9 protein-coding genes are annotated in these 12,769 nt (G+C 34.7%); 2 read left to right on the plus strand and 7 right to left on the minus strand.

Annotation, left to right across the window (positions count from 1 at the left end):
• Positions 1 to 666 precede the first annotated feature (666 nt).
• Positions 667 to 1,866: a pyridoxal phosphate-dependent aminotransferase gene (locus WC622_RS10310; RefSeq protein WP_372819605.1), complete on the minus strand. Its 1,200-nt coding sequence runs from the start codon at positions 1,864 to 1,866 to the stop codon at positions 667 to 669.
• A gap of 109 nt (positions 1,867 to 1,975) precedes the next feature.
• Positions 1,976 to 2,368, minus strand: a complete 393-nt coding sequence (locus WC622_RS10315; protein WP_372819606.1) for a DUF1573 domain-containing protein — start codon at positions 2,366 to 2,368, stop codon at positions 1,976 to 1,978.
• 129 nt (positions 2,369 to 2,497) lie between these two features.
• Here WC622_RS10315 and WC622_RS10320 point away from each other — a divergent pair, with 129 nt between their 5' ends.
• A complete protein-coding gene (locus WC622_RS10320; RefSeq protein ID WP_372819607.1) occupies positions 2,498 to 4,924 on the plus strand; it encodes a thiamine pyrophosphate-dependent enzyme in 2,427 nt (808 codons plus the stop codon).
• A 177-nt stretch (positions 4,925 to 5,101) separates the two neighbouring features.
• The gene (locus WC622_RS10325; RefSeq protein ID WP_372819608.1) at positions 5,102 to 7,342 is read left to right on the plus strand and encodes a tetratricopeptide repeat protein; all 2,241 of its coding nucleotides are present in this window, start codon (positions 5,102 to 5,104) and stop codon (positions 7,340 to 7,342) included.
• Between the two features lie 247 nt (positions 7,343 to 7,589).
• Here the strand turns inward: WC622_RS10325 and WC622_RS10330 are convergent, their stop codons facing one another.
• The 5 genes from WC622_RS10330 to WC622_RS10350 all read right to left on the minus strand — a co-directional run bounded on the left by WC622_RS10330 (position 7,590) and on the right by WC622_RS10350 (position 12,672).
• A complete protein-coding gene (locus tag WC622_RS10330) occupies positions 7,590 to 8,273 on the minus strand; it encodes a LytR/AlgR family response regulator transcription factor (RefSeq protein ID WP_372819609.1) in 684 nt (227 codons plus the stop codon).
• Between the two features lie 202 nt (positions 8,274 to 8,475).
• On the minus strand, positions 8,476 to 9,081 hold the full coding sequence (locus tag WC622_RS10335) for a DUF1684 domain-containing protein (RefSeq protein WP_372819610.1): 606 nt from the start codon (positions 9,079 to 9,081) through the stop codon (positions 8,476 to 8,478).
• Positions 9,082 to 9,083: 2 nt separating this feature from the next.
• The gene (gene aroC / locus WC622_RS10340) at positions 9,084 to 10,169 is read right to left on the minus strand and encodes a chorismate synthase (RefSeq protein WP_372819611.1); all 1,086 of its coding nucleotides are present in this window, start codon (positions 10,167 to 10,169) and stop codon (positions 9,084 to 9,086) included.
• A 93-nt stretch (positions 10,170 to 10,262) separates the two neighbouring features.
• On the minus strand, positions 10,263 to 11,510 hold the full coding sequence (gene aroA / locus WC622_RS10345; protein WP_372819612.1) for a 3-phosphoshikimate 1-carboxyvinyltransferase: 1,248 nt from the start codon (positions 11,508 to 11,510) through the stop codon (positions 10,263 to 10,265).
• Between the two features lie 25 nt (positions 11,511 to 11,535).
• Positions 11,536 to 12,672, minus strand: a complete 1,137-nt coding sequence (locus tag WC622_RS10350; protein WP_372819613.1) for a chorismate mutase — start codon at positions 12,670 to 12,672, stop codon at positions 11,536 to 11,538.
• Positions 12,673 to 12,769 lie beyond the last annotated feature (97 nt).

Here is a 12,769-nt window from a genome sequence, read left to right on the forward strand (position 1 = left end):
CTTTAAAGTGCTCTCCGTACAACGCACTGCATGCTAACATACTTAGCGCCACCCTGTCAAATCCAAAACGGCCCCTTTGTAGTTCTCAGTTTGCAATTTATCCCAAAGGGATGCCTTTGGCATAGTTTTCAGTTATCGAACATAACATCAAACAAATCGTAAACAGAACAACAAATATACAAAATAAATGCCAAAATGTGTGCTAATTTCTTTTGTTTGGATGCTAAGAGGTACATTCTTCAAATAATTTCGGCGGGTGAGGACACTAGCCGATATAGGAAATAATACACTCGTCTTTGCGAATTATAAAACTTGCAGCTTTGAGAATTCGCCTGCAAATAGGAGATTGCTTCGTGCCTCGCAAAGACGACCGTCTTACAGCCTTACCCAAACCACAACCATTCCCAAGAACTAGGACTGGCCTTGTAGCATCCCGAAGGAGAAAGCATTAAAACCTGTGCAAACACTTTCAAAAACCACAACCCAAAACAGAATGCAGTTCCGATTCTTCATCGGGACCTTATTCTGTTGCCTTAAAAGTTTTGATAGCTTAATCCGATAGATGATACTAAGCCTTGATCTTTTGTTTCTTTTCTATCAAGAGAAAAGAAAGAGCCATAGCGGCGGCGAGCTAAAAAACTATTTTTAAAAATACGAGATAAAAACTTACAATTTCCTACCTGGATATTGTTGTAAGGCTAATTCCAAACAATCCATAGCTCCATTTAAGTCGTCTGTATTTAAAACATAAGCCATACGCACTTCGTTTTTACCACTTCCTGGACTAGAATAAAAACCCGTTGCTGGTGCCATCATTACCGTAGCACCGTTATGGTCAAAACTTTCTAACATCCACTGGCAAAAAACATCAGCATCATCAATTGGGAATTTAGCTACTACATAAAATGCACCGCCTGGGTTAGGACAAAATACACCTTCAATATTATTTAAGCGTTTTACTAAGGTATCTCTACGTAACGTATATTCTTTATTTACTGCTGTGAAATAACTATCTGGAGTATCAACTGCTGCGGTTCCTGCAATCTGCTCAACCATCCCTGGACTTAATCTCGCTTGTGCGAATTTTAATCCTGAAGCTATTACTTCCTTGTTTTTAGTAATTAAGCAGCCTAAACGAGCTCCACAAGCGCTGTAACGTTTAGAAACCGTATCCATAATCACTACGTTTTCTTCTAAACCATCTAAATGCATTGGTGAAATAAACTCACGTCCATCGTAGCAAAACTCACGGTAAGCTTCATCAGAGAACAGGAATAAATCATATTTTAAACATAAATCTTTTAAAGCCTCTAACTCTTCTTTAGAATATAAATATCCCGTTGGGTTATTAGGATTACATATAATGATAGCTTTAGTTTTGTTTGTAATTAATTTTTCGAATTCTGAGATAGGAGGTAATGCGAAACCATTTTCAATATAGGATAAAATAGGTTTAACCACTACGTTACTCATGCAGGCGAAACCATTATAGTTTGCATAAAAAGGTTCTGGGATAATAATCTCATCACCTTCGTTTACACAGGTTTGCATAGCGATTGTAATGGCTTCAGAACCACCAACCGTTACCAAGATGTTTTCTGGAGTTATGTTATAACCTAATTTATTGTAGTATTCAGTCAATTTTTTTCGGTAAGCCAATGTTCCCTCAGATGGGGTATAGGCCCAAACATCAAAATCTATATTTTTAATAGCATTTAGCATACCTTCTGGTGTAGCTATATCTGGCTGACCGATGTTTAAATGATATACCTTTTTACCTGCTGCTTTAGCTTTATCTGCAAAAGGAGTGAGTTTTCTAATTGGCGATGCGGGCATTTGCAACCCTTTTTCTGAGATTTGTGGCATGGCACAAAATTAAAAAACCCCGTGATAAAAACGGGGTTTTAAATAAAATAAATGTCGAAGACAAAAAGTTATCACCTATGTGACATCTTTTTTAACTAGCTATAAAATTTTATTTGGTGCTTCCTTCTACCGATTCACCTTTAATATATAACACCTTGATTGTTGTTCTTGCATTGGAAGTTAATGTAATCGCCTTATTAAATGGAAGAGGAGATCCTGCAGGAGTTAAAGTTACTTTTACAAATCCTTTTTCACCTTTTTTAACAGGGGTTTGCGTATATTCTCCAACAGTACAGCCACAGGTAGTTTCTACCTTGGTAATAATAAGAGGCGCATCACCAATATTTGTGAAATTAAAGGTATAAACAACAGGTTTATTTAAAGTTACCTTGCCAAAATCATGGGTTTCAGTATCAAATTTAAACTCAGCAGGCTTAGTCTGTGCATTCGCAATCACTCCAACACCTAATATCAGAACGGCTAACAGAATTAATTTTTTCATGGTCATTTCGCTTTTAACAAATTTACTATATAAAAGGGTAAAACAAAAAGTATTCCAAATATTATTTGCCAAGCTTTTTAAAGCATAACTAGAAAGAATTGTATCTTTGTGAACTAACCATAATTGCTTATGATGTCAGATGGAAAGCTTACCACTAATCAGATTGATGCTTCAGAATTAAGTTTCGATGACTTTAAGTTAATCGTAATTAACGACTATAAAATAGCTTTCGAGAGCCGTCAGGCTAGTTTGCTTGGTCGAAAGGAAGTATTAACAGGTAAAGCAAAATTTGGCATTTTTGGTGATGGTAAAGAAGTTCCACAAATAGCAATGGCAAAAGCCTTTAAAAAAGGCGACTGGCGCTCAGGCTATTACCGCGATCAAACTTTTGCATTTGCTACAGGTATTTCCACAATAAAGGAATTTTTTGCTCAATTATATGCAAATCCTAGTGTAGAAGCAGATCCTTCTTCTGCAGGGCGACAAATGAATTGTCACTTTGCTACACGTTCTCTGAACGATGATGGTTCTTGGAAAGATTTAACGGATATTAAAAACTGTTCTTCAGATATTGCGCCAACAGGTGGACAAATGGCCAGATTAGTAGGCTTGGCCTATGCATCTAAACTGTTTAGACAAAATCCCGAGTTAGATTACCTTAAAAACTTTTCAGTAAATGGTAATGAGGTTGCTTTTGGTACCATCGGTAATGCATCTACCTCTGAAGGGGTTTTCTTTGAGGCTTTTAACGCAGCTGGAGTTTTACAAGTTCCAATGGCAGTTTCGGTTTGGGATGACGGTTATGGAATTTCTGTTCCTGCAAAATACCAAACCACTAAAGAAGATATTTCAGAAATATTAAAAGGTTTTCAACGAGAAGAAGGAACTAACGGATACGAAATTTTTAAAGTAAAAGGGTGGGATTATCCCGCTTTATGCGAAACCTACCAAAGAGCAATTGATGTTTGTAGGGCAGAGCATGTGCCTGTTTTAATCCATGTTACCGAGGTTACACAACCACAAGGTCATTCTACTTCTGGCTCACATGAGCGATACAAAGAAAAAAATAGGCTTGAGTGGGAAAAAGAGCACGATTGTATTTTGCAAATGCGCAAATGGATGATTGAATCGGCTATTTCAACCGATGAAGATTTAACTGCATTAGAAGAAGAAGCTAAAATATTTGTTCGTAATACACAAAAAGAAGCTTGGAATGAGTTTTTAGAAAGCATAAAACAAGAGCAAAGTGAAGTGATCAATATGATTAATGCTTTTGCAAATGGCAACCCGATTTTAACCAAAATTTCCGATCAACTAGCATCAACACCTGATGCATTAAGAAGAGAAGTGATTTCATCTGCCAGAAAAGCAATTCGTCAAAGTATCAATATGCCATCAGCAGAGCGTGATGTTCTGGTAAAGTGGTACCAACAGCAAGCGGAAATTAACGAAGAAAAATATAGCTCTAAGTTATTTACCGATGGCAAAGAAAGTCCGTTTTTAGTAAATGTAATTCCTGCTGAGTATAGTGATAGCAGTAAAATGATTGATGGACGAGAATTGCTAAATGCATGTTTCGATTCTAACTTTGGTAGAGATCAACGTTTAGTTGCTTTTGGTGAAGATTTAGGTCATATAGGTGATGTAAATCAAGGTTTTGCAGGTTTGCAAGCTAAATACGGTGAATTAAGAGTGACCGATACGGGCATAAGAGAAATGACTATTATTGGACAAGGAATTGGATTAGCTATGCGTGGCTTACGTCCAATTGCCGAAATACAATACTTAGATTATCTGTTATTTGCTTTAAATATTTTAAGTGACGATTTAGCAAGTTTATCATACCGTACCAAAGCCGGACAAAAGGCACCTGTAATTGTGCGTACACGTGGGCATCGTTTAGAAGGTGTATGGCATTCTGGTTCACCAATGGCTGTAATTTTGGGTTCTTTACGTGGTTTACATATTTGTGTTCCGCGTAATATGACACAAGCTGCAGGCATGTACAATACACTTTTTAGATCTGATGAACCTGCAATAGTAATCGAATGTTTAAACGGTTATCGTTTGAAAGAAAAATTGCCAGATAATGTTGGTGAGTTTACCATTCCTTTAGGTAAAGCCGAAATCATTAAAACCGGAACTGATTTAACAGTAGTTACGTACGGTTCTACGCTTCGCATTGTTGAAGAAGCGGCAGAAGAATTGGAACAGTTAGGGATATCTATCGAAATTATAGATCCGCAAACACTCTTACCGTTTGATATTGATCAGCTTTGCAAAAAATCTTTACAAAAAACCAATAAATTGTTAGTGGTTGATGAAGATGTACCTGGAGGCGGAAGTGCTTTCATTTTGCAACAAATTTTAGAGGAACAGCAAGGATATTATTTATTAGATGCTCAACCTAAAACCTTAACAGCAAAAGCACATCGCCCACCTTATGGTTCTGATGGTGATTATTTTAGCAAACCTTCTGTTGATGATGTAATTGAAGCGGTGTATGCGATGATGAATGAGAGCAAACCACAACAATTTCCAGATTTGTTTAACTAATCAACAATTCTTTCGATAAGCTATAAAAATACTTATATTGATCCATTCAACCCTATTGGATCATTTTATGCTATTAACCCATTGTTTGGAACGTAAGACTGTTCTTAATTCATCTATAATTTACTTTAAAGGATGAATTATAAATTTACGCTCCTCTTATTTTTTTGTAGTTTACTTTTGATAAGCACTACAACATCAGCACAAGTAAAATCTCCTCAGTTAAAATTAGATAGCTTATTAAAAGTTAATGAAAATCATGTAAAGCAAGATTCTGTAAAATTGGTGATCTTAAAAGAAGTATACTACCAATACATGAGGATGAAAAACTTCGAGAAGGCTGAAGAGTTTGTAGATAAAAGTATCTTTTTAGCAAGAAAATTAAATTTAAGGCGATTTGAAGCCCAAGCTTATTACAAGTTAGGTATGTTTTATCATGGTTTTACTAACTTTCAAAAAGCAGAAGAAAACTATAAAAATGCGATAGAGGCTTACACGATAATAGATGATTTAGATTGGGTTGCAGGTACTTATTTGAATTTAGGGGCACTTTATGTTGGTGTTCCATATTATGTAAGAGCATTGGATGCTAATCAAAAAGCAATAGCAATCTATCTAAAAAACGGTAATGAAATTGACTTAGCGAGTTGCTACGCTAATATCTCAGATATTTACATGGATTTGGGTCAGCAGGATAATGCTTTGAATTATTTACAAAAAGCGCTAAAAATATTTATAAAAGAAGATCCAAACGATCGTGGTGTAGCTGTAGTTTATCACAGTATTGGTCAGGCTTATTTTACAGCTTCAAACGAAGAGTTGAAGAAGATGGGAGCAAAACCAAGTCAGAGAAATGCACTTGCAATAGAGAATTATAACAGGTCATTAAAAGTTGCACAGGCAAATGATGATCAATCTGTTATTGGACCATTAAACAAAGATTTTGGAAATGTATATGAATCAATGGGCGAAAGAGATTTGGCACTTAAAGCATATCAAAAAGCAAATGAAATTAATTCAAAAGCAGATCATAAAGATGATTATGCCAATAGTTTACTGGCATTAGCTAATTTTTATGAAAAGGATAAAGAGTATAGCAAAGCTGAAAATCTTTTAGTAGAAGCCTTAAAAATAGGGAAACAAAACAACCTATTAAATGTACAGAGAGATGCGTATTTGAATTTAAGTTCAATAGATGAAAAACAAGGTAATTTTAATCAATCACTCACAAATTATAAGCAATATATAGTAGTTAAGGATCAAATTTTTAATCAAGAGAAGGAAAAAGAAATTATACGCAGACAGTTGCAAATTGACTTTGGTGTAAAAGAGAAGGATTATCAGCTGAAACAACAATTGACAAATGTTGAATTACAACGACAGGTTTTGTTGGCTAAGCAACAACAACAAGAGCTGGCTTTCAGCAATCAAGAAAAGACGTTACAACGCTTAACATTCCTTAAAAAACAGGCTGATTTAGAAAATGAAAAGAAATCTCAAACTAATTTATTGAAGCAACAACAATTAAAAGCACAACTTGATAAAGAGATAAAAGATAAGCAAATCGATTTGCAACGAACCGAATTAAAGTTCAATAGAAATGTAAATCTAACTTTAGGAATATTAGCTTCAATTTTATTGGGTTCTGGGATGTTTGTCTATTATACACAACGCAAAACAGCAAAACTGAATAGAATTGTATCTGATCAAAAGGTAGAATTAGAAAAATTAGGGAAAGTAAAAGATCGCATATTTAGTGTAGTTAGTCATGATATGCGTACGCCCGTAAACTCGTTAATTTCATTCATACAATTACTTGAAGATGGTGATATCAACCAAGAAGAGCTCACAAAATATGCTGGGCATCTAAAAACTACATTAGGCTACACTTCATCAATGATGGAAAACTTACTGAATTGGGCATCAAGTCAGATGCAAGGTTTTAAACCTATTATAGAAAAATTTGACGTTCAGCTCTGTGCCCAAGAAGTAGTTAACTCTTTACATGCAACTGCTGCTCAAAAGAATATTACCATTGTTAACGAAATTAAATCTGGCAGTATTTGTTTAGCAGATATGAATATGACTTCTCTAGTTTTACGTAATCTGATTAGCAATGCAATAAAATTTACGGCAAAAAATGAAACAATTAAACTTTCTTCAATGTCAGTAAACAATATGATTTCCATTGCTGTAATTGATAATGGTGTTGGCTTACTGAAAAATCAAGTAGAAAATTTTAATAACTCAGGTTACCAAGAAATAGGAAAAAGTAAATTAGGTACCAATAAAGAAAAAGGGACAGGAATTGGCTTGGTGTTATGCCAAACGTTCACAACTTTAATGAAGGGTTCTTTACATGTTGAAAGTGAGGAGAATAAAGGGAGTGTTTTCACTTTATCCCTACCAAAAGCTTCATAACTCTAGAAAATAATAATTTACATCTACAGCATTTATCCTTTCATCGACTATCTTCTTAGCTTCATCGACTACCTAAAAAACAACAAATAATTTTTTACAAATTGTATTCAATCAATATTACAAAAATTGATTTTATACAATGAGTATTACAAAAATGAGGGCTTACGGAAAATTCTTTGGGAATTTTATTGTCTTTCTAGTAAATCAGGGGATGAATAAAAATAGAATGGTTAAAAGATCAAAATAGCTATGGTTTATGCCTTGAGATAGTTTTATTAGCTATTTTTTCTACTAATTCTTGCCTATTTGCTAAACTAACAGGCACAGTATTGTTGTGATTTAATATAATTTCGTTGTTTGTAATTGTAGAAATCTGGTTAAGATTAATGATATACTGTTTATGAACTCTTACAAAAAAAAGAGGGAGTTGTCGTTCTAAATTTTTAAGATTTACCAATGTAATGTGTTTATCATCAGCAGTATAAATTTTTGAAAAATCACCCATACTTTCAATGTAAATCACATCATCATAATTTAAGCGTGTAAAACCTTTGGTTTCTTTAATAAAAAAATGGTCATTATTATCTGCTAATGGAACAGGATTACTATTTAAACTTGCCATTTTTTTTAGGTCTAAATATTCTATAGCTTTTGTACTAGCCTTCAACAAACGCTCAAAAGTTGCAGGTTTTACAATAAAATCTAATGCATCAAGATTGAAACTTTCGGCAGCATATTCTGTAAAAGAAGTGATAAAAATGAAAATGGGTGCATTTTTTATGCTTTTTAATAACCCCATTCCAGATAATTCAGGCATATCAATGTCCGAAAATACAATATCAATAGGTTCGTTAATTAATACCTCTGCCGCTTCCATACCATTACTACACACAGCCTTAATATCAAGCCTATTAATTTTGCGCAAATACATTTTTATTGCATCGCGTTAATCTCATTATCGTCAACTATTAGGCATGTATAGCTCGTCATCTAATTAAAATTATTTGAAGGAGCGCTTAATTTAAGCTATTAAAAATCTAAAAGGTATAAATTTCTTACAACTTGATCTACACAACTGTATCACAGTAAATTAAATTTTAGATTTCCTGTTATTATTGATATAAAAATGAAAATTATTTGTGCTTCTTTTCTCCAGTATAATTTTTTTCACCAGCCATAATAGCAATAGCTAAATCATTTTCTTCTGGGGGAACTGGACATCGATAACCATCACTATAAGCACAATAGGGATTATATGCTTTATTAAAATCTACTTCCAGAAAGCCGTCTTTAATGTCGTTTAAGGATAAATCGATATATCTCCCACCGCCGTATGTAGTTTTATTATTGCTTTCGTCTGTAAATGGTAAAAACAATAAATCTTTATAAGCTGGATTTGTGAGTAAACTGATGTTCCTGTATAAAGTCATCTTTAACCTTTTGCCTTTCAGCTTAAATGTTATTTGCGCATAGCGGATAAATTCCTTACTTGTACCATCGTAGGTAGGCATATTAAAAACCTTTTCATTTTTCAATATTTCTACAGAAGCTGATATTTTATACGTACTATCTGCATCAAAAAAATGAAGATATTGCAAATCACCTTTTTTTAAAGGAGATCTTGTTTCTTTAATAAAATCTGCTTTATATTCTTCGCGATGTTTAGCGATTTGATCGTTGTAATTTTGAGCAAAAACGGTAGAACTGCACAGAAAAAGAAGAAAAATACAATATTTCATATTTACAAACGATTACTACGTTGTCTTAATAAATGATCTGCTAACACTAGGGCCGCCATTGCCTCAACAATTATAACTGCTCTTGGCACTACACAAGGGTCATGCCTACCTTTTCCTTTAATTTCTGCAGCCTCACCAGCAGAGTTGATGGTTTGTTGATTGTGCATAATAGTAGCGACAGGTTTAAAGGCAACCGTGAAATTAATATCCATTCCGTTTGCAATGCCACCTTGTATACCACCCGAAAAATTTGTTAATGTTTTAGGTTTATCTCCCGCTAGGAAAATATCATTATGTTCTGAACCTCTCATTTCACTGCCAGCAAAACCAGACCCATATTCAAAACCGTGTACTGCATTAATGCTCAACATTGCTTTTCCAAGATCTGCATGGAGTTTATCAAAAACAGGCTCACCTAAACCTACAGGACAATTTTTAATAATGCAGCCCACTTTTCCGCCAACTGTATCGCCATCTTTTCGTACCGAATCAATGAAATCTATCATTTGATTTGCAGTAGCAGGGTCTGCACAGCGAACAATGTTTTCTTCTCTTTTTTCTAACAAAGCTGATACATCGTTACTTTCTAAATTTGGTGCAACAATAGTTCCAACTGAGGTGACATGTGCGAAAATTTCGACGCCAAATTCTTTTAACAATAGTTTTGCAATCGCTCCTGAAGCCACACGAGCAGCAGTTTCACGAGCGGATGAACGACCACCGCCACGATGATCACGAATACCATATTTTGCATCGTAGGTGTAATCTGCATGAGAAGGACGGTACACATCTACATTATGTCCATAATCTTTAGAACGCTGATCTTCATTCGGAATTAACAAACTAATCGGTGTTCCAGTACTTTTTCCATCAAATGTCCCTGATAAAATCTGAACAGTATCACTCTCTTTCCGTTGCGTTGTAATTTTAGACTGACCAGGTTTGCGTTTATCTAATTCTGATTGGATAAATTCCAAATCAATAGTTAGGCCTGCTGGGCAACCATCAATAATTACGCCTATGGCTACACCATGTGATTCACCAAAAGTGGTTATTTTAAATAATTTTCCGAATGAATTGCCGGCCATATATTGTTAGTTTTTAGTTTGTTCGTTGTAGTTTTTGGTTTGTTTGTTGTTAGCTTTTTGGTTTGCTTAATAATGCTAACAACTAATCAATTACTATCCTATCTCAAATCCTGCTTTCTCCAAATCATCCCAAAAATAAGGATAAGATTTTTCAACTACTTGCTTTTCTTCAATTTCAACCGTGTTAATTTTTAAAGCTAAGGGAGCAAACGCCATCGCCATACGGTGATCTTCGTAAGTACTAATAGTTATTTTATCTGGGAATTGTAATCCCGAACAATCTAATTTATAGCTTAAGTTCTTTTCGATAAACTTCACGCCAATTTTAGCTAATTCTGTTTGTAAAGCTAATACGCGATTAGTTTCTTTAATTTTTAAGGTTTCTAAACCTGTAAAAGTCGCATCATGACCTAAAGCCGCACAAATAACCACAATTGTTTGCGCCAAATCTGGACATTCTTTTAAATCGAAAATCTTCCGTTCTATTTTTTTAGGCTCTTTTTTGAGATAAACACCACCATTTTTAAACTGAGAAGTGATGCCAAAGTTTGCCATAATTTCGGTGATTTTACTATCGCCCTGCAAACTATAACCGTTTAACCCTGGCAAGAATATAGACGCTTCATCAGCTAATGCCGCAATGGCATACCAATACGAAGCAGCACTCCAATCAGGTTCTACATATAATTTAGCTGTGTTAAACAATTGAGGTTCGATAATGATGGTGTTTTCATTCCAATCATTTCTAATCCCCACTTGCTCTAGCATCGCTAAAGTCATGTCTACATATGGTTTGGATGTTAATTCTCCTTCAATTTCTAAAGTTAATCCCAATGGGAGGGATGAAGCAATCATTAGTAAAGCTGAAATATACTGGCTACTGATATCTCCTTTTATCTTAACTTTTGGGCTTGTCTGCTTCAAAGGACCAGAAATTTGTAGAGGAGGGAAACCATCATTTTCTACATAGGTGATATTCCCTCCAATACTTTTTATAGCATCGGCCAAAATCCCAATAGGCCGTTGTTTCATTCTTTCCGTTCCAGTTAATAAAAAATTGCCATTTTGAATAGCTAAAAAAGCAGTTAAAAAACGCATTGCTGTACCCGCAGGACCAACATCTACAGTCTGTTGTTGCGAGTTTTCACTTTTCAGGTTTGAAAGAATTCCATTCAGCGTAACAGTATCTGCAGCTACAGATAAATTATCTACACTAACTAAGCCTTTACTCAATGCACTGATAATTAAGGCTCTATTGCATTCGCTTTTTGAACCTGTTAACTTAATTTCGGTATCAATTTGTTTGTTTCCTTTAAAAGAAAGCAATACGTTTTTAGACATTATTTTTACTTTTCGGTGGTTATTTTTATTTCACTTCTGTATGTGCTTCAGCAGCAATTCCTGCTTCGGCTTTACCAGCGTTCATAATTTCTGTTTGTCTGCGGATAGATTCACCGTGAACCAATTCTAAAAATTTCTCCGTAAAGTTTACATCAAGTTTTAACGCTTTTGCAAATGCAGTACGTTTTTTCATGATTTCATCCCAACGGTTAACTTGTAGAATAGTTACTTTGTTATCTCTTTTAAATTCACCAATTTTTTGGGTGATGCTCATTCGTTCAGCTAATTTCTGAATTACTAAATCATCGATTTTATCAATTTCTTTTCTTAAATCAGCTAATTTATCAGTAAACTCTTCGTTTTTAGATTCTGGTTGACGTAAAGTAAACTTGTCTACCATTTCTGCTAAAGCAGCTGGTGTAACTTGTTGTTTAGCATCTGTCCATGCAATTGAAGGATCTAAGTGCGACTCGATCATTAAACCTTGCATATCTAAATCTAGCGCTTTTTGAGCGATGTAAGGGATTAATTCACGATTACCACAAATATGGCTTGGATCATTGATAATTGGCAATTCAGGACATAAAGTTTTCAATTGGATGGCTAGTTCCCACATTGGTTCGTTACGGAAAGCACTTTTCTCGAAAGATGAAAATCCACGGTGAATAGCACCTAATTTTGTAATTCCAGCTTTGTTGATACGCTCTAATGCACCAACCCATAACTGTAAATCTGGATTTACTGGGTTTTTAACCAATACAGGAATATCTACACCTTGCAAAGCATCAGCAATTTCTTGTACAGTAAACGGATTAACTGTAGAGCGAGCACCAATCCAAAGAATATCTACTCCAGCAGCAAGTGCTTCTTCAACGTGTTTTGCATTTGCAACTTCAACAGCTGTTGGTAAACCAGTTTCTGCTTTAGCACGCTTTAACCATTCTAAACCAATGCTTCCAATACCTTCAAATTCTCCTGGACGAGTTCGGGGTTTCCAAATTCCAGCTCTCAACACACTAACTTTTCCAGTAGCAGCTAATAAATGTGCGGTTGATAATAATTGGTCTTCAGTTTCTGCACTACAAGGACCGGAAATTAGTAAGGGCTCGTTTTTGATGTTTATCCAACTATCTAATGGCTGGATGTTTAATTGTAATTTCATTTTTGGGATTTTATATTGTTGTTAATTGTTTAATTGATAAATCGGTTAATCGTTTGTGTTTTGGCTTCCTGTAAAGTTAACCAGTTAAACGATTCAC

This window comes from Pedobacter sp. (assembly GCF_041662865.1).
Classification (GTDB): Bacteria; Bacteroidota; Bacteroidia; order Sphingobacteriales; family Sphingobacteriaceae; genus Pedobacter.